Source organism: Christiangramia sediminis, from assembly GCF_020552705.1.
GTDB classification, from domain to species: domain Bacteria; phylum Bacteroidota; class Bacteroidia; order Flavobacteriales; family Flavobacteriaceae; genus Christiangramia; species Christiangramia sediminis.
Map to the genome: position 1 here is coordinate 437,930 of NZ_JAJBZG010000005.1, position 23,050 is coordinate 460,979.

The following is a 23,050-nucleotide window of genomic DNA, read 5'->3' on the forward strand; positions in this document are numbered from 1 at the left end:
CGGTTTTAATTAAATTTTTGAAACGTATGTATTGTCTTTTAATTCTCTTTTTAGCCTGGTAAGGTTGCGGGAAATACTTGCATCATATTGCAAATCCCCCACTCTTAACACAAAACCACCGATGATGTTTTCATCAACGATACTCTTAAGACTGGCTTTTGAACCTGTTAATTCTTTCACCTTCGCGAGAATTACAGCTTCAAGTTCTTTATCAAGAGGTACTGCAGTGGTAACAACCGCCTGCTGTACATTATTCATTTCATTATGTAAAATAATATACTGCCTGGCTACCAAATGAAGAATATTAATTCTGCCATTTTCTAACAAGACATTAATCGCACCTTTGGATACCGCATTAAGATCCTTGAAAATTTCAAGCAAGGCGCTCTTCTTAATACTATCTTTTACTACAGGACTGGTAAGCATATTTTCAAGATCCCTGCTGTTTAGAACAGTTTTGGAAATTGAGATCATATCCTCATTTACAGCTTCCGCCGAATTCTTATCCTTTGCTAAAGAAAGGATCGCCTTTGCGTAACGTTGTGCAGCTCTGGTTCCTCTCATAACTTAGTTTAGCTTAGCATCACCAATCATCTTTTCAATCATTTGGTGTTGTTCATTTTTACCTGAAAGTTCCTTACGAACTATTTTTTCAGCGATCTCCACTGAAAGTTCAGCTACATGATTTTTTAATTCAGCCATTGCAGATTGCTTTTCAAGCTCAATGCTTCTTTTTGCGTCTGCAACGATCTTATCAGCTTTTACCTTAGCCTCTTCAGAAGCATCAGCAATCACTTTTTCTTTTAACTCACGGGCTTCTTTAAGGATCGCATCTCTTTCAGCACGAGCTTCTTTCATCAACTGCTCGTTATCTGATTTAAGATTCTGCATTTCCTTACGTGCATTTTCAGCTGAAGCCAACGCATCGTTAATAGATTGTTCTCTGTTCCTTACTGAACTAAGAATAGGTTTCCAGGCGAATTTCGCCATAAGGAAAAGCAATACTAAAAAAACGATGGTTTGCCAGAAGAACAAGCCAATTTCGGGAGTTATTAAATCCATAGTGTTAAATAATAATAGTTAAAAACATCATTTAAAGAAGTCCTTTCGCAACCAACCGTTGCGAAAGGGACTCTTTGAAATTAATTATCTTAATACACCTAATAAAGAGGCAACCACTCCAAAAAGAGCAACACCCTCTACAAGTGCAGCAGCGATAATCATAGCTGTCTGGATCTTTCCAGAAGCTTCTGGCTGACGTGCGATAGCATCCATGGCAGAACCACCAATTTTACCAACACCTACTCCGGCTCCAAGAACCGCTAGTCCAGCTCCTAAAGCTGCAAGACCTACATACAATAATTCCATAATAGAAAAATTTAAAAATTAAAATTAATGATGTTCATGTTCCTCAACTGCCATCCCGATAAATAGAGCCGACAGAATCGTAAAAATAAACGCTTGAAGGAATGCTACTAACAATTCCAGTACTGTTATAAATAAGGCAAAGGGAACCGAAACTCCTGCAATACCTGCATTTTCTAATATAAATATCAATCCAATTAAACTTAGAATGATAATATGCCCTGCAGTAATGTTCGCAAAAAGACGAATCATAAGTGCTGCAGGTTTAATAAGCAATCCTAGTCCTTCTACAATAGCAAGAATAGGTTTTACCCATGTTGGAATACCCGGCATCCAAAAGGTGTGCTTATAAAAATCCTTATTTCCGTTAAAGATCATAATTAACATGGTAAAAAGACCTAAAGAAACGGTTACGGCGATATTACCTGTTACGTTAGCCGCACCTGGTAATAACCCCATCAAATTCGTGATCCAGATAAAGAAGAATACCGATAATAAAAACGGCATAAACTTCATATATTTTTTTTCTCCAATCTGAGGCAATGCGATCTCATCTCTAACAAAAAGAACCAATGTTTCTAAAACATTATTAAAGCCTTTTGGTGCATGTTCATTCTTTTTATGGTGTCTTGCCAGGCTCGTAAAGAAAAGAAGCATTAAGATCACCGTAAGGAACATTGCGGCCACGTTCTTTGTAATAGAAAGATCCCAGGGCTTAGAGGCATTTACAGGATGGTGTTCCGCATCAAATTCTACAGCTTCAGCACCAGCATCCAGTCTATAGATATCTTCATGAAGATTTACGAAACGCATTCCGTCTTTTTCTACTACATGCTGCCCTTCGGTATCATGATGAAACTCACTGGACATAAAAGTTACCAGCCCACCTTCAGTATAAAGTATCACAGGCAACGGAAGAGTAACTGAGTTCTCACCTCCACCAAAGAAATGCCATTCGTGAGCATCCCCAATATGATGCATAATCATCTCGGTCGCGTTAAACTCTTCTCCAGCCTCCTGAAGTGACTTATGCTCCTGCTCCTGTTCCTGAGCAACGGTAAACAAAGGGAAAATGGCAAATGCTAATGCAAAGTACAAGCTAATCACTAAAGATTTCTGTGCTGTCATAGTACCTATTCTACTTAAAAATTATGGGCTCTAAATTTCCGTGCAAAGGTATACTTTTCTTTTTTATCTGAAAGCCCGCCGTATATTTTTTTAGGTGTTTCGGCAATTTTAACGATTTTACTGAAAGACAGTTCGTTAATTAATATTTATAAGCTTTACAGCATAAATGGTTTCGAAAATAAGAAACAGGAAATATGGAATAAAAAATGCGATCATATCCTGAAATGGATTAGGCACATCGTTAAGCATCATAGGCAGGAGAAAGAGTACTGCAGCTAACATCTTTAAAAGACTACAGGCCATAAAGGCAAATCCCGTCTTATCGCTAAAAGATTTTTGCACAAAAGCGAGAAAGAGATAAATAAGAAAAGTGGCAGTAACGTGAAAAGCATACACCGCAATTGTAGAATAATAAAATTCAATCTCTAAAAGATAATTTACAATTGAAAATTGGATTACGAAGAGTAAAATAGAGAACGGAATAAAAATTTTAAGAAATGGAGTTAATTTGGCTTTCATTTATTCGTCTTCATTCAAATTTTTAACCGAGCGATATACCTGGTAAAGGGCTATAAAAACTCCCAATAACGATAAAGAGATGGTATAGGCGGAATATTTATTCGGGAATTTTTCGTCCAGCCAGATTCCAAGAAATACTCCCGCTGCTATAATAATGCCCATTTGAAGCGCAATATTAACAAATCCCAGATATTTATTACGCTGATCTTTTTTCATTTTCCTTTTTGAGTGGCTTTACCCCGGCATTCATTTCACAGGTAGCATTAAAAACGGCTCCTGGTTCTACAGCGAGTTTAGCTGCTATTACCTCCCCCTCAATATTAGCTTGAGCTCTCAGGCTAAGCGTACCTTTAACAAATAGCTTACCTTTAAAACTTCCTTCAATATCAGCATTTTCACACTCTAAACTGCCGTTGATCAATCCTCCTTCGCTTATAACAACTTTGCCCGGGGTTTTTAAGCTTCCTTCCAGGGTTCCTTCAATCCTGAAGCAGCCTTTCCCGGAAATTTCGCCGGTAATAAGTGTTCCCGCAGCTATTCTATTTTGTTCATTTTGATTGGTTGAAGTTTTGTTCTTTTTCGTCTCAGAAAACATAGTGGCAGGCTTTAATTATTGTCCAGATAATTTCTTAAATTTTTCTTAATTTGTACAATTCTATAATTTTCTGCGGACATTACAAAAGCTTCTCTGGCAATTTTATAGTTTTTATTCTCTCGTAATAATTCCTGAAACCCAAGTGACCTGGATCTGGTCTGTAATCCATGAACTACTACGAAATTACGGTCAATGTCATAAGTATCTACCGAAACACTTAAATTTTTGTAGCTTAATTCTGATAAAGCTTTTTCTAAAGAATCCTTCAATTTCATTGCCTGTCCCGATTCGATATTTTCAACAGGATAGATCAATTTAAAATTAGTTTGAAGACTATCTGCTGCAAACTCAAGATTCTTTAATTCCGGAATTGTCTTATTGATAATATCCTGAGCTTTTTGTCCTTCCTGTGTTTGCGGATAGGTTGCCGCAACATAACCTAAAGCCTTTTCATAAGCATCTACTCCCATAAGTCGTGCCGTAGCTCTTGCTTTTAAAAGCTCGAATTTAGGAACAATAGGATCTCCCGTAAAACGCCCAACATATTCATTCGCACTTTTGATCACTTCTTCATATTCCTGATCTTCATAACGGCGATACAACTTATTATAAAGCACCTCCGGACTATTCTCGTCTACCTGAATACTTTCTGGATTAGTAATAAAGGCTGCATACCTGGAATCTGAATAATTCTGAAGGATATCATTCCTAATTTCTTCCTGCTCCCTCAATCTTCCCTGTGCACCATAGATATTATACAGATTATATTTTGCAGGGAGTATTAAACGCTCCTGAGGTTCATTTTGCAGAAGGAATTCAAGCCTTTCCGCCGCCAGATCATATTCGCCATAATTCTCATTGTAAATGACTCCTAACTGATAATACGCCAAATTTTGCTGTGTGGCCAAACTATCTAAAACTGAACGTTCCCCGGGAATCTGACTTACATAGGTCATGGGGTCATAAAGCGGATCGTTATCCAGGTTTATATCCATTAATCGTTCCTGAGGATTAATTGAGCTCTGGTTTAAGGCTGTAGAACCCCATCTCCAATTATCAGCAAGCTCTCGGCTCCCCCAAACACGCATAAATTCCTGAGCTCCTCTGGACACACGAATTGGATTATAAAAGTAAAACGAATTGCCAGAATTAGCCTGCCCCGCCGGGGGCACATTTGCTGAAGGAAAATTATTTTCCGGGCCGATACTCGCGGTATAAACCGGTAACTCCCCGGCCTCCATATCCTTTATCGCTTTAGCTTTAAGTGCATCGGTATATTCAGTGAAATAGGCTATACGTTCTTCTTCAGAAAGCCCCGACAATCTTAAAATACTATCGGTCTCCTCTGCTATCTGTTCATATTTGATAACATCATCAAGATTCGTTCTTTTTTTCTTAATTGTTCTGTATTCCAATAGACCCGGTGACATATAGGTAAGTGTACTGTCAAAATACTTCCCGGCATCCTGATATTTTGCCCGGTCAAAATTAATATTGGCCAGAATTTCGTAATTAATGGATTTCAAGTAGATATCACTGGATGGTGATCTTAGTGATTTATTGTAATATTCTAAAGCAGTTTCAGTAGAATCCAGCCTGCTGTAATATTCTCCAAGCTGAAAATAGATCTTATCAAGATATGGCCTATTCTCGCGATCCTGCTCCAATTCAGTTAAAAGATCAAGCAGGTATTGGTTATTTCCGGAGTTAAAATCAAAGTTCCTGGCCTTCTGGACCTGCGCATTCACGTAATAAATTCGGGGAGATTTTCGGTTTAATTCGATCACCTCATCAAAAGCAGCATTTGCCGTAGAGGTCTCTCCAAGACGATTGTGGAGCTGACCCAGAATATAAAAATACCGCCCCTTTTCTTCATTAATATCAGTAAAATCTGCTGCGTTATATAAGGGAGTTACTGCACTATCTAAATGCTTCAGGTTGATGTAAGCCTGCGCAAGACTCGCACTGGCATCGGCAATATCCTCATCTTCCAGCCGGTCTGATTCCAGTATCTTTTTAAGATTCTTTATGGCAAGTTTCTCATTTCCAATCCTGATATTGGTCTTTTCGCGCCATATCCTGGCGTGATTAATATTGTCGCTGGCAGGATAACGATAAAGGATATAATTGAAAGCATCTAAAGCCGGGATAAACCGCTGATCGAAATATCTGGCCTTTCCCAGTAAAAGATAGGCTTCATCCATTTGAGGATTGCGTTCTTTTCCGCTGATCTGCATAGAATGCTTTTGAATAGCCTTGACCGCTTTTTCCTCCGCTCTTCCAAAATTCTGATTTCTTACACTATCTGGTAGCAAAATTTTATCATCTACATCCAGTCTTTCTACGGGGAGTATATCCCAGTAATTATCAGCATAATTTTGATTGATTTCCTCCCTGCCCTGTTCTATCGCCAGCTGGCCGTTATACAAGGCATTATATTCCGCAGTTACTGCGTGATAATTTCTATTTATAAAAGTATCCTTCTTCCTGGAACAGCTAAAGATCACTGCAGAAAGGACAAGAAAAAGAGTAAATCGCGTAAACGTATTCAAAATGAACCAATTGTGGGTATCATGAATAACTTTGATACAACTAGTTTAGTATGTAAAAGTAAACTTCTTTTTCTAAAGTCCAATAAGGCTCTTTCTAGCTTTCGGCGATTTCTCTTGAAAAGTATTGCTCCAGTTCATTAAGGGTGGCTTCTGAAGTTTCCATATCCCGAACAATAATTCCTTTGTCCAGGACCACGATGCGCTCACAAACTTCAGTGACATGAATTAGATCGTGGCTGGAAATAAGCACTGTAGTTCCTGATGTTTTTGAAAGTTCTTTCAGTAGTTTTTTAAGCCGTATTTGTGTGGTAGGATCCAGATTTGCAAAAGGCTCATCAAGGATCACGACTTCAGGATCGCCAATTAAAGCGGCAACGATCCCTACTTTCTTCTGATTTCCCTTAGAAAGATCCCTGAGGTATTTCTTACGCCCTATGATCTCCCCATTGAACAGATCTTCAAACTGGGTAAGAAAAGAGTCAATATCTGCTTTATTTCTATTCCGAAGATCCCCAATAAAGTAAAAATATTCTTCAGGAGTCAGGTAGCCAATGAGAAAACTTTCATCTATAAAGGAAGAAGTAAATGGTTTCCAGTCTTCACTTTGACTTACGGTAATTTCGTTATTGAAAATATTACCGGTGGTAGGCTGAATAAGATCTAATAACAGGCTAAAAAAGGTTGTTTTCCCTGCTCCGTTATTTCCCACGAGACCGAAATTCTGCCCTGAAGGAATATCCAGATGTTCAATATCTAACACCTTATTGCCACTATATACTTTCGAAAGATTCGTTGCTGTTATCATTATAAAATTTTTAATCTCCTTTTTGTTTAAACCCCTGAATCGTCACATATTTTCTCTGGCGGTATTTTTGAGCCAGGAAAGTTAGAATTGATGGTCTTAATAATAAACCAATTATTCCCAGACCTGCAATTACTCCTAAGGCTGCTTCATAATTCACAAACTTATTTACCAGCCAGAAGAAAAATATTGGAAGTACCAGCAATGGTAGGCTCACCAACCATTGTGAAGCTCCTGTTCCCTGGTAATTCATAAACGGACTCTTATCTAAATCTATCGCCTTTTTGTTGAAAGAACCCGCGAAGAGGAGCATGGGAACATTAACCCCCATATTGTAAAGTGCACAGGCTAAATTTAGTAACAGAATATTCCATCCAAAATAAACATAGGGTGTGGTTAAAATGGCCAAAACCACCACGCTAAAAGTGATAAGTCCCATTTTTGATGCCAGGTACTGTTGCATCGGGATATTCTGAGCCATGATCATCTGGTAATAAGAAGCATCCCAGGAAGGCACGAACTGTCCAAAATTGATCATGAAAATTCCTGTCATAAAAATACCAACAAAAACAAAGAATGCCGGCATTTCCTGATAGGTATCATTCGGATAAAAAATAAGTCCGTAGCCTAAAATAATAAGTGACAGATAGATCGTGGTTTTCGGCCTTTTATTTCTCCAGATAAGTTTAAGATCCTGCTGAAGAAAAGGCGCGATACTTCCAAATTTCTTAGTCCAGCTAAATTCTGCGGTGCTGGCCGCTTTGCTTTTTCCCTTCAAGCCGGCATCCAGATAAAATTTTCCGAATAGATTTTTATAGTTCCAGATATACAGGAGAATCAATAATAAAACCGGGATGATTGCCAAAAGTGGCTGAGAATAAATATAATTAAATATCCTTCCAAAATAATCGGTTAGCTGGAAAAGCTCCAGGTAATCTAAAAGAGCCAGAATTAAACCCACAACAATCACCGGAAGCAAAGCCTTGAGATTATCTGTAAATCGCTTTTTTATTATAAAATTGAGGTAATTAATACACAGGGTGGAAGTATAGATTGCAAGCATCCATCCCAGCATATTTGCCGCAGGATAATCTTCTCTTATGATACAAAAGAGGCCGAAAGGCACTATTAGCAGTAAAGGGAGGGAATTATAAAAAGAAAAAAGTGATTTTACTAAAACGAAATTAACCACTTTACTTTTTTTAACGGGCAGGATCATTAGAGATTTAATATCTATAACCGGCAGGGTTTGCAATAAAAATCTAAAAAGCAGTTCAAAAGAAAAATAGGTAAGAATAAAACCATTTACGACTCTTAGGGGATCAGCGTCCGGATAAATTTCTTTTAACATAGGAAAGAGTGCAATCCCAAGAAAAAGAAACATTGCTGAAAAGTATAAAGCAAGGAAAGCCATAAGGATTTTAAGACCCAGACTTTTTCCAAAACTGGCCGATCTAAGGAAGGATTTCCACTCGAGCCAGACGAATTTCTTAAACATAAAAATCGTTATTTATTTAATTGGTAGAGAAATTTAAACTTTTGTTACATTTCTAAAACCACCATACTTTGTATTTTTGCGCACAAACAAAAAATAATGAGTAAGTTTTATCCGCTAAAAATAAAGGAAATAATTCGCGAAACCTCTCAGGCGGTGAGTTTATCTTTTGAAATTCCAGAAAACCTGAAAGAAGAATTTAATTTTTCCGCAGGACAATATATTACGATCAGGACCAAAATTGATGGTGAAGAACTAAGAAGAGCCTATTCTTTATGTTCGGCGCCAAATTCAGAAGAATTTAAAGTAACGGTTAAGGAGGTAGAAGGCGGAAAATTTTCAGTAATTGCCAATAATAAACTAAGTGCGGGAGATATTCTTGAAGTTCATCCTCCTGAAGGAAAATTTATTTTTACCCCGGGTGAAGAAAGGAAAAATTATGCAGCCTTTGCTGCAGGTAGCGGGATAACGCCTGTTCTTTCTATCATAAAAACTGTGCTTCGCGATGAAGCTCACAGTAAATTTGTGCTCACTTACGGAAATAAATCTATAGACGATACCATTTTCTTCAAGGAGCTTCTGCAGTTACAATCACAATTTCCTCATAGATTATTTGTAGAATTCGTGTACAGCAGAACCAGGGAAGAAAATTCACATTTTGGACGTATTGAGACCAGTACGGTTAATTACGTTATAAAGAATAAGTTTAAGGACCATCCATTTGACAAATTCTATTTATGCGGACCGGAAGCCATGATCAATCATGTTTCTGGGGTGCTTAAAACAAATGGGGTAAGCGAAGATCAAATTCAATTTGAACTTTTCACGGCGACTGCGGAAGAAAAAGAGATTGAAGGTGATACAGACGGGCAAACCGCGGTCACAATTACAGTTGATGACGAGGAATTTTCATTTTCTATGGACAGAAAAGCGGTGGTGCTTGATATCGCCCTGGAAAATGATATTGATGTACCTTACTCATGCCAGGGAGGTATTTGCAGTAGTTGTATGGCCAGAATAACTGAGGGTAAGGCAGAAATGAGTAAAAACCAGATCCTCACAGAAGATGAGATCGAAGAAGGTTTTATTCTAACCTGCCAGGCACATCCCACAACCCCGACCTTAAAAGTTGATTTCGACGACGTTTAAATAAAAAAATTCTAAAATCCCGATAGTTGAAGGTAATATTTCACTGATTTGATTCGAAAACAGATATCGAATTTTTTTATTTCCCCTCACCCGGAACTAAAAAAACAGTTCCGATCTCTCCAATGGAGAGGTGAAAAGGTTACAGTCTGTTTAATTAGAGGTTCTCGAGGACTTTTTGAATAACTTTCTCCGGAGGAATACTGCGCATGACATCTTCGTAGCCCTCCGGGACTTTATTTCCGTAAACTGAAGTAGGGATCTTGGGATAAAGATCAAGATCAGGCAAAATACAGTTCTCCATGGGTTGATTAAAGGCCTTAAAGCCGGTATAGGGATGGGTTACACCCCAAATACTCACCACCGGGACTCCGTAAATAGCCGCTAAATGGGCATTCCCGCTATCCATGGAAAGCATTGCATCAAGGTTGGAAATAAGGCTTAGTTCTTCCGTAAACCTCAACTTACCCACTACACTTATTACATTTGGAAATTTTTGTTCCCAGTTTTCAAGTTTTTCTTTTTCCGAAGCACCACCTCCAAATAGAATAATCTTGATATTTCCCCGGGAAGATAGCGTCGCAAGCACCTCTTCCATAAGATCTTCAGGATAGCATTTAGAGTCATGTTGTGCAAATGGGGCGATCCCAAGCCATTTTTGAGACTGCTTTCCCACAATATCGTATACCTTGGAAAGAAGTTTTCTTTTAGGAGGTGGCGAATATTCTGAAAGATCCAGCGGAAAACCTAAATTTTCAAAAACATCGGCATAACGCTGGTGTGATGACTTTAGCTGCTTAAATTCTTTATTATTCTCACGGGTAATAGCTTTCTTTTCCGCCCTGCCTTTATCAATTTGTTTAAAAGGTATTCCGTAGAAATAGAATAGAGACCTCAGCACATTGGTGCGCAATACATCATGAAGATCGGCCACGGCATCAATTTCTTCATCACGAAGTTCGGTTGCCAGGGTTCCAAGACCAATCACCCCGCTATGTACGCCATTTAGATCGGCTTCATAAATGGTAACGTTAGGTAAATGGCTAAAAAGTGGTCTGAAAAAATGTTTGGTAAGCACGGTAACATTCAAATGAGGGTATTTATGCACTAATACACTTAGCACCGGCACCGTCATGGCAACATCACCCATGGCAGAAAAGCGTATCGCTAAAATATGCTGCACTTTTCCGCTGTTATCAGCCGAAAGATCTCCCGAGCTACTCATCTTAATTTATTTATTACCTCGAAGTACCGGGTTTAGTTCTTCATCATTGTACATTTTCATCTGCTTGTACACCTTCATATATTTTTCTCCTTTAGAGATAGAATCCAGTAACTGATTGATCGCGGTAGAAAGATCTACTCTTTGTTCCAATAACACATCCAGCTTGGCTTTACATTTCATCTGGTGTTCCTGGGAAGCATCTTTTCTATTAGCTTCTTCAGCCATATGATAGATCTTTAGTGCGAGGATAGAAAGTCTGTCTATTGCCCAGGCAGGGCTTTCAGAGTTGATGGTAGCATCAGTATTAGTTTCCACCTCTTTATATTTTTCAAGGAAATAGCTATCAATATATTCCACCGTATCGGTACGATCCTGGTTGGAAGCATCGATCTGTCTTTTAAGACTTAAGGCTGCAACAGGATCTATATTCTGGTCACGAATAATATCTTCATAATGCCATTGCACGGTATCTATCCAGCATTTTCTATATAAAAGATGCTCCAAAAGATCTTTTTCGGCATCATAAGGATTTTTAAACTCCTGGTCTACACTGTCTTTTTCGTGGTATTTTTCAATTACTTTCTGAAAAATTTTATTTGCTTTATCTGAAAACATAGATTTTTATTTCTTCTGATTCTTGAATTAAATACTACTGAAATTGTTAAGATTTCAGCGTACACAAAGATATTATTTTTAAAACGAGTATAGGTTCTAACTTGGATTAAACATTACCATCTACACAAAAAATGCCACTAAGAAAGGCATCACAATTAAGGTAACGAGAATGATCTCTTTCAATATCTTATCCTTTTTACTGTCAAAATAATTTGAAGAAATAATACTTAAGGGCACGAAAAAGAAGATCAATTCACTTCCGTTTTTAGTGGGGGCAAATAAGGCTACTGCCGCTGCCACCAGTAATGTGAAAAATATCATGCTCAAAACCGGTCTTCTGTTAATACTGGCTTTCTGGATAGAAGAAAAATATTGAAACAAAGTCCAGATGAGTAAGCCCAGAATGACACTTAAAGGAATCAGTAATTTTAGATCGCCATATTTAGAAAAATCGAAATTACTAGCCTCAAACCAGTCTGAAAATGTATAGAACTGATCATTAAAAATAAGATGAAAACAGATGGTGAGAGACACTACCGACCCAAATGCAACAAAGGGGATGAGCCAGTTCTTAAAGTTGGAGGCAAAGTTGAGTATAGCGAAAAACACCACCAGAAAGAAAAGCGCCGACCAAAAATGATATAAAGTGGCAATGCTGATCCAGAAAGTAGCATCGAAAATCTTTTTCTGAATAAATTTATGAGACCTTAAGCTTATAATTCTTCGCATGGCAAAAAGCACACACAGGTTGGAAATTATAGCTGATTCATTCTTCAATAGATTGCTGAAGGAAATACAAAATAACGCAAACAATAAGGTTTTATAGGCACTACGCTTGGTAAGTTCATTTTTTTTAGCAATAAAATTTAGAACCAGCAAGCTTAGAATAAGCAAAAGTAAGACCCCTAATCTCTCCAAAAATTCCAGCCAGTCAAAACCCTCTGTCCAGTTAATAAAATTAGCTCCAATGTAAAAAATACAGAGCAAAAGAATGATCACCGAGAGGTTTATAGGTTTTGATTTACTAAAAAAGCTTGTTAGCATTCGGGTTTTTTATATTTTTGTACTCACAAACAAAGTTTACACAATGAAAGATTTTTTTGAAGGTATAGAGTGGCTTGTTGAATTTACACTTCTAAATCCTCTTGATGAATTAAGAGCGCTTGAGTTGGATTCATGGTTTCTTGCAAATATCCTTAACTGGGTTTTCATGATCGTTGGGGTACTTGCTTTCCTTTACTGGATGAAGCAATTAAAAACTTTCAACGATAGAAATGAGGAGAATAGAGAATCTACTTCTCACTCTTTCCTAGGATAAATCAAAACCTATATCCTTTCTAAAATACATCTTATCAAATTGTAGTTTTTCTGCACTTTGATAAGATTTTTTTAGTGCCTTTTTGTAATCATCTCCAAAAGAAGTTAAGGCAATTACTCTCCCTCCACTAGTCACCACCTTATCTTCATCTTTTTTAGTTCCAGCATGAAAAACGATGGAATCTTCAATTTCTTTTATTCCTGAAATTATTTTTCCCTTTTCGTAAGATTCAGGATATCCACCTGAAACGATCATTACAGTAGCTGCCGATCTCGGATCTATCTCTAAATTAGCCTGATCAAGTTCAACATCCCAGGTTTTTTCAAGTAACTCAACAAGGTCTGTTTTTATCCTGGGAAGTACTACTTCGGTTTCAGGATCCCCCATTCTTACATTATATTCAATAACAAAAGGCTCCTCTCCTACTTTTATCAATCCAATGAAAATAAATCCTTTATAGTCGATCTCTTCTTTCGCCAGACCATTCACGGTAGGTTTTACAATTCGTTCTTCGATCTTATGCATCAAAGTATCATCTGCAAACGGAACCGGGGAAACAGCTCCCATCCCACCAGTATTCAAGCCGGTATCTCCTTCTCCAATCCTCTTGTAATCTTTTGCGGTAGGTAATATTTTATAGTTCTTACCATCTGTTAGTACAAAAACGCTCAGTTCTATTCCATCCAGAAATTCTTCTATCACCACTTTTCTACTTGCGGCTCCAAATTTACCGGAAAGCATATTCTCCAGTTCTTTCTTAGCCTCATCCAGATCGTCTATGATCAAAACGCCTTTTCCTGCGGCAAGTCCGTCAGCTTTTAAAACATAAGGAGGTTTTAATGTTTCAAGGAAATTCTTCCCCGCCCCCAGACTTTCAAAACTGAAGCTTTCATAGGCTGCTGTTGGAATCTGGTGCATTGCCATAAATTCTTTCGCACGCTCCTTGCTTCCTTCTAAAAGTGCGCCATGGCTTGAAGGACCAATAATCTGAATATCCCTCAGCCGGTCATCATTAGCAAAATAATCTACAATTCCTTTCACCAATGGATCTTCCGGCCCAACCACGATCATTTGAATATCTTTTTCCAAAGCTGTATTTCCAACTGCAGCAAAATCTATAGGATTCAGCGGCAGATTTTCAGCGATCTCTGCTGTTCCGGCATTTCCGGGTGCAACATAAAGCTTGCTGCATTTACTGCTTTGAGCGATCTTGTATGCAAAAGTATGCTCTCGCCCACCGGAGCCAAGGATAAGAATATTCATGTGCTTGTAATTTTAAATCTTGCATCAAAAATAATTGTTTGTAAATTGAAGCACCAATAAATTCGTTAAAAAAGCTTTTCTGCCCTTGGATTGGTTTAAACTTTCGTTACAGCTTAATAAATTCCCGATAGAAAGGGCCCAAAAGACTTTGGAAGAAATTCAGAATATTCCTGAAAGAGATTATACTGAATATCAAAAAAAACGTAAGAATGCGATAATAGATTACCACATCCAGCATAACGATTTTTACCGCGAATTCTTTAAATGGGATGGGTTTGATGACTGGAAGCATGTTCCTATCATGAAAAAATCTGATCTTCAGCATCCCTTAAAAGAACGCTTAAGCTCTACTTATAATACCAAAACAGCTTATATTGGTAAAACTTCAGGGAGCAGCGGACATCCATTTATTTTTGCCAAGAACAGGTTTGCCCATGCCTTAAGCTGGGCAGGATTTCAGGATAGGTATCGTTGGTATGATATAGACCTCAACAAATCCTTACAAGCCAGGTTTTATGGTATTCCCCTTGATTTCTACGGAAATATCCAGGAACGTTTAAAAGACAGAATAAGCCTGAGAAGAAGGTTCAATATTTTTGACCTCAGTGAGAAGAAAATGGAAGCTTTTCTGGAAAGATTCAAAAATTCAGATTTTAATTACCTGAATGGTTATACCAGTGCTATTGTGCTTTTTGCGAGGTTTTTAAAGGATAAGGGGCTTATTTTAAAAGAGCTTTGCCCAAGCCTGAATATCTGCATCGTAACTTCTGAAAGGCTTTTTGAAAAAGATAAGGAGCTTATTGAAAGTTCACTGGGCGTACCGGTCATCAATGAGTATGGTGCCAGTGAAGTGGGTTTGATCGCTTTTGAAGATTCAGAAAATCAATGGATCGTTAATTCGGAAGATCTTTATATCGAGATCCTGGATGATGACGATAATATTCTTCCCTATGGTAATGAGGGTCGGGTGGTGATAACCTCCCTTTATAATAAAGCCCATCCAATGATACGCTATGATATTGGGGATATTGGATGCCTTTCTGAAAAAAGTACGCTCAAAAAGCCAATTCTTGAAAAATTAATTGGAAGAACCAACGATATTGCCCGCTTACCGGATGGTAAAGTGGTTCCCGGACTTACATTTTATTACGTTACCAAAACCATTATTGAAGACAATGGGCACATCAAGGAGTTTGTAATTATTCAAACCGAAATGGATGAGTTTAAGATTGAATATGTGAGTAAGCATGAATTTACCCACGATCAGAGAAGCAAAATTCTAGAAGCTATTGCCACTTATGTTGGTGAAAATCTAAAAATCGTCTTTGAGAGAAAGGATATTTTAAAACGCAGTCGCAGTGGTAAACTCAAGCAATTTACTTCTCATTTGAAATAGGCTTCACCTGTTTGGATTTTACAAAGAATTGCTCATTTAAAAATATTAGCATTCTCCAGATACTCTGAAAATACCCGTAATTGAGTATGCTGTGGTATACTTTGAAATTGTATTTAAGCATTTCAAGCTTATTGGTAGAAATAGAATTTTTTCTAACACGGTAAATTGCCAATGATTCCTGGATACCTTCAATGGGACCCCCCTCTTCTATCACCTTAAGCCATAAAGCCCAGTCCTGCCGTTTGGAAATCTCAGGACAGTAGATCTTACCGAGGATATTCACATTGTAAATACCGGTTAGATTTCCTACATAATTCGCCTTTAATAACTTGTCATAATGAAGCACGGGCAATGCCTGGATCTTTTTATTAAGCTTTTCTCCTTTTTCATTGATGAGCTCATAACTGGAAAAACAGGCTGCAACATTAGGTTTAGAAAGTACTTTTAGCTGCTTTTTAAGCTTTTTAGGTTCCCATTGGTCATCTGCGTCAAGAAATGCAATAAACTGGCCAGAAGCGGCTTTAATGCCCTTGTTACGACTGTTATGAGTGCCGGAGTTGGTAGAATTTACAAGAAGACGAATGCGGTCATCCTTTGAAGAAAATTTTTCAATGATCTTTTTCGTAGAATCTGAAGAAGCATCATCAACAATTAAAAGTTCCCACTGAGAATAGGTCTGAGCAATGACAGATTGGATAGATTCAGTAATAAAGGCCTCCGAGTTGTATGCAGGCATTATAACTGATACTATTCCCTTATTACTCATTTTAGCGTCTAATGTGTTTTGAAAAGTCTTTATGCTCTCTTTTTTCTAATTCACCTTCACTTAGATTTTTAAAATAATCATAAGTGATCTTCATTCCTTCTGCCCTGGAAACTTTGGGTTCCCAACCCAGTATTTCCCTTGCTCGCGAAATATCAGGCTGTCTCTGCATAGGATCATCTTTTGGAAGTTCCTTAAAAACGATTTTTTGATCTGTCCCGGTAAGTTTAATGATCTCATCGGCAAAATCCAAAATACTGATCTCATCAGGATTTCCAATATTTACAGGATCTGAATAATCGCTTAAGAGAAGTCTGTAAATCCCTTCTACCTGATCGTCTACAAAGCAAAATGACCTCGTTTGGGAGCCATCTCCAAAAACGGTAAGATCTTCTCCTCTTAACGCCTGACCAATAAAGGCGGGAATCACCCGACCATCATTGAGCCTCATTCTTGGGCCATAGGTATTGAATATCCTGGCAATTCTGGTTTCCAAACCATGAAACCGATGATAGGCCATAGTAATTGATTCCTGAAAACGCTTTGCTTCATCATAAACCCCTCTAGGTCCTATGGCATTTACATTTCCGTAATATTCTTCATTTTGAGGATGCACCAGGGGATCGCCATACACCTCTGAAGTGGAAGCAATAAGGATCCTGGCCTTTTTCTCTTTCGCTAATCCAAGGCAATGATGGGTTCCAAAAGAACCAACTTTCAATGTTTGAATTGGAATTTTTAAGTAATCTATAGGACTGGCTGGCGAAGCAAAATGTAGAATATAATCCAGATTACCGGCAACATGAACAAACTTGGTAATATCATGATGATGAAACTCGAAATTAGGAAGTTTCATCAGATGTTCGATATTTTTAAGATCGCCGGTGATGAGATTATCCATCCCAATAACCTCATAACCTTCTTTTAAAAAGCGGTCGCAAAGGTGCGAGCCTAGAAAACCTGCAGCACCGGTAATTAGTATTCTTTTAGCCATTTATATTCTCTGATAATTAATCAATCGTATCTATAAGCTCATGAAGACTGGTTTTCCAGTGTTTCACGGGACCAAATTGCTGAATGACCATTTCTTTCGAAAGTACACTATATTCAGGTCTTACCGCCAAGGTCTTAAAAAATCCCGTCTTATTCAATTGAACCTGATCCATTTTTCCGGAATATTTCAGAATTTCTTCTGCGAAATCGTACCAGGTGGCTTCGCCTTCATTGCTAAAATGGTATAACCCAAAGGCCTGGGATCCAGAATTGATTATTTTGAATACAAATTCTGCAAGGTCATTGGCATTGGTGGGAGTTCCAATTTGCGAGGTAGTAATATTCAATTCAGCTTTATCTTCAGCTTTCCGTAGAATTGTCCGGAAGAAATTATGTCCAAATTCAGAATAAAGCCAGGAGGTTCTTAGAATAAAATAATTATCCATTAATGAGTGAATCGCTTTCTCTCCTTTTAATTTTGAAGCACCATAAACGTTGATAGGATCAACCTCATCAGTCTCTTTGTAGGGCTCTTTAGACTGCCCGTTGAAAACATAATCTGTAGAAAAATGAAATAAAACCGCTTTATATTCTTTGCATATCTCGGCTAGATTTCTGGCTGCTTCTGAATTCACTAAAAAGGCTTTGTCCTTTTCATTTTCGGCCTGCTCCACATTGGTATAGGCAGCGGTATTTATACAAAAATCAATTTGATGTTCCCCGAAAAACTGCTGTAAATCGGCTCTTGATGTAATATCGAGTTCCTTAGAAGTACAGAATAGAAATTTAAAATTTGGATATTTTTTTGACTGTTTATGGAAACACTGTCCTAACTGACCATTGGCACCTGTTACTAAAATTGTTTTCATCCAAAAGTTTCCTTAAAAGTGGGTAAAACCTTGTCTTTTTCAGATAATATCATTTCCCTTTCCGGAAAATTCCAGTCTATGTTCAGGTCTGGATCATTAAAAATTATACCTGATTCTGAACCGGGTGTATAGTACTGGTCACATTTATAGGCAAACACAGATTTTTCTGATAGGGTGAGAAACCCATGACCAAAACCTATGGGTACATATAACTGATAAAGGTTCTCATCATCCAGAATGACAGAAAATACCTTTTTAAAAGTCGGAGAATCGGGTCTAAGATCTACTACCACATCCAGAACTTTTCCGTAGAGCACCCGCACGATCTTCGTTTGGGCAAATTCGCCTTTTTGATAATGCATGCCGCGAAGCACTCCATATCTTGAAACCGACTGGTTGTCCTGAACAAATTCTTCATCTATGCCAGAAAGTTCTGCAAAGCGTTTGCGTTGATAGGTCTCCAGGAAAATACCGCGGTGATCCTCGAATATTCTGGGTTTTAAAAGAAAACAATCTTTTAAAGGTGTTTCTTCTACCTGCATTTGTCTTGATTTATGAATTAAAAATTTGTTCCAGGATCTTTTCCGTAATTAAATAAGTGGGTTTAACACCTGAAGTTCCCAGACCTCCAGAGGCAAGGGTGCTGCCAGTTTCTAAAGGATTATCTGATGCATAATAGGCATATCTTACCTTGACGTTTTCATCAATGCTTCCTCTTAATCTGGAAGCCGCCTGTATAGCTTTCTGATAATGTGCGCCCTCCATTTCAAGACCACATACATTCCAGGTAGAATCATGGAAAAATCTTAAAATATCTTTATTCTGAAGGGAAGTTCCCAGTACAGTGATCATTGCACCATCTACCACATTAATATCATGACCTTCAAGGTGTGATTTTTTTAGCTCATTTTTAAATGGATAATTATCTGCGGTGCCTTCAAACAGGTGTGCATCCGGGATCATTATATCTCCTTTGCCCCCTTCAAGAATTCCGGCTTTCCCCATGATGGAAATTGACTTCACATTCATTTTAACCTCCATATCCTTATAACTGAAAGGTTTCAGAAGTTCGTCCATGGTTTCATAAGCCTGTTCCCCAAAGGCATAATCCATTACTATGATCACCGGTTTTTCTTCGGTCTTAAGATCGCTAAATTTAGTTCCGCTAAATCCTTCCTCCAGCTGAGCGGTATCAAAGACCTGCACATCTATATTGGTACCGCTTTTATCTTCGATAAAAAACATCCCCTTATCCAGTGCAGCTTTGGTCACTTTATTTCTTAAAGCTCCGTTCCCGCTATCACTTAATTCCTCATAAATATCCAGCGGTTTCTTTTTCTTTAATTCAGTTTTAAGGGCGGTAGGAGTGTACAAAGTATTCATGACACTGTGCATATTGGCACTAATAATATGGATGGGTCTATCCATAAGCTTATTTTCAATAAGCTTTAGTTTAATGTCATTAGACCAGATTTCTCCGTGTATATGATGGCCCAGCCTTTCTCTAAGCACAGGGCTAAAGGTGATGATCCTTTTTTCATTCTGTATTGCCTCCCGAATAGCCATTTTCCCCAGAGACCATATCACTCTAAGAAACCGATCTGGATTATTTGGGGAGGAAAATTTGGGATAGAGTCCGCTAATTTCATGGAAAGTCCTTCCCAAAATACTGGCCGTATGGGTAAGGGCTACCTCGCGCTGTGCCTGGGTTAAGCTTTCAGTTTGAGTTACGGCAGTCTCCAGTTTTTCCCAATCACGGTTTACACTACCATCTTCGTCTATTAACACCCTTTTCATGATCTTATGAGATTCAATAAAAAGGAAGGTGAGGTGGGTTAGAATGTCATAGATCTCCGATCTTCCGCGAGTGATCTCAATATTCATCTGCTCCTCATCGATTCTGTAACAATTCCTTCTTCGTTTTGGTGGAACTATCGGTTTAAAATGAGAATTCCCATAGCCCTCATCACTGGTAAGGTTAATAAATCGACATTCTTCAATTCCCTGCGGAAGCCTGTCTATTACATATAACAATCCTTCAAGTTCCGCTTTGTCATTGGCAATAGAACCGTAGATTTCAGGTCTTAGTGTTAGTAAGGACTCTCTTAAAGTTTCTCCTGAAACACCCATTGGTTTATAGAAACCTCTGTTAAAAAGGTGTCTCATAGTGATATACATGCGTTCAATAGCTCCAGAACTCTCCTGTGCTCTTGTTCTGCCCTGTAATTTTAATATAGACATAGTAGTTTTTTAAATAATCTCTTTTAGTTTATCTGCAATTTTACGATCGTTAGAAAGCCTTGGAAGCTTATTCTGACCTCCAAGCTTGCCAATAGATTTCATATAATCCTGAAAGGCATTTTGCGGAACCCTGGTGACTTTTAATCGTTGAAGAATGTTCCCTTCAATAAGATCCAGATAATAGGAATTTTGTTTCTGTAAAGATTTGTCGATAATTTCAGCAAATTTATTCAAATCTACTGGTTCCTGCTCAAATTCCACAAACCATTCATGGAATGGAAGCTCTTCTCCTTCTGGATTTATTTGTGGTGCTACCGTAAATTCGCTAATAGCGGCACCGGTTTCTTTAACTGCCTCCTGCATGGCTTCTTCCACTTCTTTAGCAATCACATGCTCTCCGAAAGCAGAAATAAAATGCTTAATCCGGCCCGAAACTATAACACGGTAAGGTTTTACACAAGTAAACTGAACCGTATCTCCAATATTATAGGCCCAGAGTCCGGCTGTAGAAGAAATGATCATCACATAATTTACATTTACCTCAACATCCTTCAATAATAACCTTTTCGGGTCCTCATCGTAAAATTCATCAGCTTTTATAAACTCATAGAACATTCCCGAATCCAGCTGAAGTAGCATTCCCTTTTCATCCTGCCTGTCCTGAAAAGCAAAAAAACCTTCAGAAGCCGGGTAAAGTTCAATACTATCTACTTTTCGACCGATCAAATTTTCAAATTTGGAGCGATAGGGTTCGTAGTTGACTCCGCCGTAAATAAACAGGTCAAAATTGGGAAAAATCTCCCCTACTTTTTTTCCGGTTTTGTCAATTAGCCTTTCAAAATACATCTGCACCCATGAAGGGATACCGCTAATTACAGACATATCTTCCTTCACCGTTTCCTCAACGATGGCATAAACTTTATCCTCCCAGTCTTCAATACAGTTTGTTTCCCAGCTGGGCATTCTGTTTTTCTGCAAATAGGCGGGAACATAATGAGCAACGATCCCGGAAAGTCGTCCCAGTTTAACTCCATTTTTTTCATCCAGCTCAGGGCTGCCCTGCAGAAAGATCATTTTACCGTCTACAAACTTCGATTTTCCGGTATCTTCAATATAACATAGAATGGCATTTCTCGCAGCATTAATATGCGTGGGCATCGATTCTTTGGTAAGCGGAATATATTTGGCACCGCTGGTAGTGCCCGAAGTTTTTGCATAATACAATGGTTTCCCCGGCCAGAGAATATCCTCCTGCCCTTCAACCATTAAATCTACATAAGGCTTAAGTTCTTCGTAATCCCTTATCGGAATATTTTTTATAAAATCTGAATGGGAATGGATCTCTTTAAAATTATGCTCCTTACCAAATTTGGTATGGTTTGCTTTTTTAATGAGTTCACGAAAAACTTTATCCTGGGTCTCATGAGGATTGGAAGCCCAGCGATCTATTTTTTTTCTGATATAGGATGCAAATATTTTAGCTGCGAAAGATTTTATAGACATAGATTAGTTGAAATCAATATATTCTGAAGGATCTACAGGATTCCCTTCATTCCAAAGTTCAAAGTGAAGATGGGGCCCGGTAGTTAATTCTCCCGTATTTCCTGCTGTAGCGATCACTTCACCACCCCGAACCATATCTCCCTGGGACTTGGTAAGGGAAGCATTATGTTTATACACAGAAATCAAGCCGTAGCTATGCTCAATAAGAATTACATAGCCTGTCCCCGCAGTCCATTCAGCGAAGATCACCCTGCCATCGGCTACAGATTTTATGGGAGAATTTCTGGTAGTCACAATATCAACAGCATAGTGTTTATCCTTAATATTATAAGATTCAGAAATAGAACCTTTTACCGGCGGAAAAAGTGAAAAATTAATATTGTCTGTGGCTGTGGGTAGGATATTATATTTATCCTCCTGAGCAACTTCTTCTCTTAAAAGTGAATCAGCCTTTATTCTATTTATTTCCTCATATTCAACATCTGTAATGGGCTGACTCAATATTGAATCCCGATTTAATTGATCCAGATCCAGTTCTCCGGTAAGAGCATTCTTTATAGAATTCAAATATTGATCGTTCAGTCTAAGTACAGTCTGAAGGGAATCTGAGGTATAGGCAAGGTTGGCTGCTTTTTCTTTGAGCTGGGCACTTGAATAGCCCGGTATATACTCACGTAAGGGGGTAAAAGCAATTAAAATAGTTGTGGCCAAAATTAAAAAGATCACCGATAAACCTACCGCAACAAAAACATTGAGGCGGGTTAATCTAAATGAAAAACGTTCTTCAAAAGTATCTTCGTTAAGCACAACCATTCTGTACTTATGAAGCAGCTTTTTTGTGAACTTCTTTTTTGTTTTTTTCTCCTTAGCCATAGCCATAATTAAGTATTACAAAGATAAATTAAATAATTTCCCGCCATATAACCCCAATGGACTTATTAAAATAGGTAATTAGGGATTATTAATTTATTGTCTTCTTAACGTTTAAATTGCTTAATTCTTGCTAAGTTTGTAGAACTAAATTAAAAGACATGAACGCATTTATTTTGCCTTTGGCTATAGGAGCACCACAAATAATTTTAATTGTAGTGGTGATATTGTTGCTTTTTGGGGGCCGTAAAATTCCTGAATTAATGAGAGGTCTTGGTAGCGGAATTAAAGAATTTAAAGATGCTTCTAAGGATGATGAGAATGGAACAAATCCAGATGAAAGTAAAAAAGTTCCAGGCGAGAATAAATAATTGCCGTTTCTATATAAAAAA

At 38.0% G+C, this 23,050-nt stretch carries 25 protein-coding genes; 4 read left to right on the forward strand and 21 right to left on the reverse strand.

Features of this window, described 5'->3' with window-relative positions; all coding sequences use genetic code 11:
• Positions 1 to 9: 9 nt before the first annotated feature.
• The 10 genes from atpH to LGQ90_RS11420 form a co-directional block, all read right to left on the reverse strand.
• Positions 10 to 564 carry an ATP synthase F1 subunit delta gene (atpH, locus tag LGQ90_RS11375; RefSeq protein ID WP_229341177.1) on the reverse strand — a complete coding sequence of 185 codons (555 nt, stop codon included), beginning with the start codon at positions 562 to 564 and terminating at the stop codon, positions 10 to 12.
• Between the two features lie 3 nt (positions 565 to 567).
• Positions 568 to 1,062 (reverse strand): F0F1 ATP synthase subunit B, encoded by a 495-nt coding sequence (locus LGQ90_RS11380; protein WP_229341178.1) that lies wholly within the window; start codon positions 1,060 to 1,062, stop codon positions 568 to 570.
• 84 nt (positions 1,063 to 1,146) lie between these two features.
• Positions 1,147 to 1,368 carry an ATP synthase F0 subunit C gene (atpE, locus tag LGQ90_RS11385; protein WP_011711113.1) on the reverse strand — a complete coding sequence of 74 codons (222 nt, stop codon included), beginning with the start codon at positions 1,366 to 1,368 and terminating at the stop codon, positions 1,147 to 1,149.
• 24 nt (positions 1,369 to 1,392) lie between these two features.
• Positions 1,393 to 2,493, reverse strand: a complete 1,101-nt coding sequence (gene atpB, locus LGQ90_RS11390; protein WP_229341179.1) for a F0F1 ATP synthase subunit A — start codon at positions 2,491 to 2,493, stop codon at positions 1,393 to 1,395.
• Positions 2,494 to 2,628: 135 nt separating this feature from the next.
• Complete coding sequence (locus LGQ90_RS11395) at positions 2,629 to 3,012, reverse strand: hypothetical protein (RefSeq protein ID WP_229341181.1); 384 nt, start codon at positions 3,010 to 3,012, stop codon at positions 2,629 to 2,631.
• Positions 3,013 to 3,228, reverse strand: coding sequence for an AtpZ/AtpI family protein (locus LGQ90_RS11400; RefSeq protein WP_089666065.1), 216 nt, complete (start codon positions 3,226 to 3,228; stop codon positions 3,013 to 3,015). It abuts the gene before it with no gap.
• Positions 3,209 to 3,607: a bactofilin family protein gene (locus LGQ90_RS11405; RefSeq protein WP_229341183.1), complete on the reverse strand. Its 399-nt coding sequence runs from the start codon at positions 3,605 to 3,607 to the stop codon at positions 3,209 to 3,211. Before LGQ90_RS11405 ends, LGQ90_RS11400 begins: the two co-directional genes overlap by 20 nt.
• 11 nt (positions 3,608 to 3,618) lie before the next feature.
• Positions 3,619 to 6,159 carry a type IX secretion system periplasmic lipoprotein PorW/SprE gene (gene porW / locus LGQ90_RS11410; protein WP_229341185.1) on the reverse strand — a complete coding sequence of 847 codons (2,541 nt, stop codon included), beginning with the start codon at positions 6,157 to 6,159 and terminating at the stop codon, positions 3,619 to 3,621.
• A gap of 94 nt (positions 6,160 to 6,253) precedes the next feature.
• Complete coding sequence (locus tag LGQ90_RS11415; RefSeq protein ID WP_229341187.1) at positions 6,254 to 6,964, reverse strand: ABC transporter ATP-binding protein; 711 nt, start codon at positions 6,962 to 6,964, stop codon at positions 6,254 to 6,256.
• A 10-nt stretch (positions 6,965 to 6,974) separates the two neighbouring features.
• The gene (locus tag LGQ90_RS11420) at positions 6,975 to 8,459 is read right to left on the reverse strand and encodes a DUF5687 family protein (RefSeq protein WP_229341188.1); all 1,485 of its coding nucleotides are present in this window, start codon (positions 8,457 to 8,459) and stop codon (positions 6,975 to 6,977) included.
• 96 nt (positions 8,460 to 8,555) lie between these two features.
• On the opposite strand from LGQ90_RS11420, the gene LGQ90_RS11425 reads away from it, so the two are divergent.
• Positions 8,556 to 9,605, forward strand: coding sequence for a ferredoxin--NADP reductase (locus tag LGQ90_RS11425; RefSeq protein ID WP_229341189.1), 1,050 nt, complete (start codon positions 8,556 to 8,558; stop codon positions 9,603 to 9,605).
• 154 nt (positions 9,606 to 9,759) lie between these two features.
• On the opposite strand, the gene LGQ90_RS11430 is transcribed toward LGQ90_RS11425, so the two are convergent.
• The 3 genes from LGQ90_RS11430 to LGQ90_RS11440 form a co-directional block, all read right to left on the reverse strand.
• Positions 9,760 to 10,827 carry a glycosyltransferase family 9 protein gene (locus LGQ90_RS11430; RefSeq protein ID WP_229341190.1) on the reverse strand — a complete coding sequence of 356 codons (1,068 nt, stop codon included), beginning with the start codon at positions 10,825 to 10,827 and terminating at the stop codon, positions 9,760 to 9,762.
• 6 nt (positions 10,828 to 10,833) lie between these two features.
• Complete coding sequence (locus tag LGQ90_RS11435) at positions 10,834 to 11,442, reverse strand: DUF4254 domain-containing protein (RefSeq protein ID WP_229341191.1); 609 nt, start codon at positions 11,440 to 11,442, stop codon at positions 10,834 to 10,836.
• 120 nt (positions 11,443 to 11,562) lie between these two features.
• Entirely contained in the window at positions 11,563 to 12,486 is a 924-nt protein-coding gene (locus tag LGQ90_RS11440) for a DUF6427 family protein (RefSeq protein WP_229341192.1), read from the reverse strand.
• 43 nt (positions 12,487 to 12,529) lie between these two features.
• Here LGQ90_RS11440 and LGQ90_RS11445 point away from each other — a divergent pair, with 43 nt between their 5' ends.
• Positions 12,530 to 12,760, forward strand: a complete 231-nt coding sequence (locus tag LGQ90_RS11445) for a DUF6341 family protein (RefSeq protein ID WP_229341194.1) — start codon at positions 12,530 to 12,532, stop codon at positions 12,758 to 12,760.
• Here LGQ90_RS11445 and purD read toward each other — a convergent pair.
• Positions 12,752 to 14,023 carry a phosphoribosylamine--glycine ligase gene (gene purD / locus LGQ90_RS11450; protein ID WP_229341196.1) on the reverse strand — a complete coding sequence of 424 codons (1,272 nt, stop codon included), beginning with the start codon at positions 14,021 to 14,023 and terminating at the stop codon, positions 12,752 to 12,754. The genes LGQ90_RS11445 and purD overlap by 9 nt on opposite strands.
• Before the next feature lie 85 nt (positions 14,024 to 14,108).
• Here purD and LGQ90_RS11455 point away from each other — a divergent pair, with 85 nt between their 5' ends.
• A complete protein-coding gene (locus tag LGQ90_RS11455; RefSeq protein ID WP_229341197.1) occupies positions 14,109 to 15,419 on the forward strand; it encodes a phenylacetate--CoA ligase family protein in 1,311 nt (436 codons plus the stop codon).
• On the opposite strand, the gene LGQ90_RS11460 is transcribed toward LGQ90_RS11455, so the two are convergent.
• From LGQ90_RS11460 to LGQ90_RS11490, 7 genes are read right to left on the reverse strand one after another with little or no spacing between them, the layout of a single operon-like run.
• A complete protein-coding gene (locus tag LGQ90_RS11460; protein WP_229341198.1) occupies positions 15,400 to 16,185 on the reverse strand; it encodes a glycosyltransferase family 2 protein in 786 nt (261 codons plus the stop codon). The genes LGQ90_RS11455 and LGQ90_RS11460 overlap by 20 nt on opposite strands.
• A 1-nt stretch (position 16,186) precedes the next feature.
• Positions 16,187 to 17,176, reverse strand: a complete 990-nt coding sequence (locus LGQ90_RS11465; RefSeq protein WP_229341199.1) for a UDP-glucuronic acid decarboxylase family protein — start codon at positions 17,174 to 17,176, stop codon at positions 16,187 to 16,189.
• Positions 17,177 to 17,192: 16 nt separating this feature from the next.
• On the reverse strand, positions 17,193 to 18,044 hold the full coding sequence (gene rfbD / locus LGQ90_RS11470; protein ID WP_229341200.1) for a dTDP-4-dehydrorhamnose reductase: 852 nt from the start codon (positions 18,042 to 18,044) through the stop codon (positions 17,193 to 17,195).
• Positions 18,041 to 18,586: a dTDP-4-dehydrorhamnose 3,5-epimerase gene (rfbC, locus tag LGQ90_RS11475; RefSeq protein WP_229341201.1), complete on the reverse strand. Its 546-nt coding sequence runs from the start codon at positions 18,584 to 18,586 to the stop codon at positions 18,041 to 18,043. The genes rfbD and rfbC overlap by 4 nt, the downstream gene beginning before the upstream one ends.
• Before the next feature lie 10 nt (positions 18,587 to 18,596).
• Positions 18,597 to 20,285, reverse strand: coding sequence for a DUF6909 family protein (locus LGQ90_RS11480; RefSeq protein WP_229341202.1), 1,689 nt, complete (start codon positions 20,283 to 20,285; stop codon positions 18,597 to 18,599).
• A gap of 9 nt (positions 20,286 to 20,294) precedes the next feature.
• Entirely contained in the window at positions 20,295 to 21,788 is a 1,494-nt protein-coding gene (locus LGQ90_RS11485) for a GH3 auxin-responsive promoter family protein (protein ID WP_229341204.1), read from the reverse strand.
• A gap of 3 nt (positions 21,789 to 21,791) precedes the next feature.
• The gene (locus LGQ90_RS11490; protein ID WP_229341206.1) at positions 21,792 to 22,661 is read right to left on the reverse strand and encodes a murein hydrolase activator EnvC family protein; all 870 of its coding nucleotides are present in this window, start codon (positions 22,659 to 22,661) and stop codon (positions 21,792 to 21,794) included.
• A gap of 158 nt (positions 22,662 to 22,819) precedes the next feature.
• Here LGQ90_RS11490 and LGQ90_RS11495 point away from each other — a divergent pair, with 158 nt between their 5' ends.
• A complete protein-coding gene (locus LGQ90_RS11495; protein WP_229341208.1) occupies positions 22,820 to 23,029 on the forward strand; it encodes a twin-arginine translocase TatA/TatE family subunit in 210 nt (69 codons plus the stop codon).
• The last annotated feature ends 21 nt before the right edge of the window (positions 23,030 to 23,050 follow it).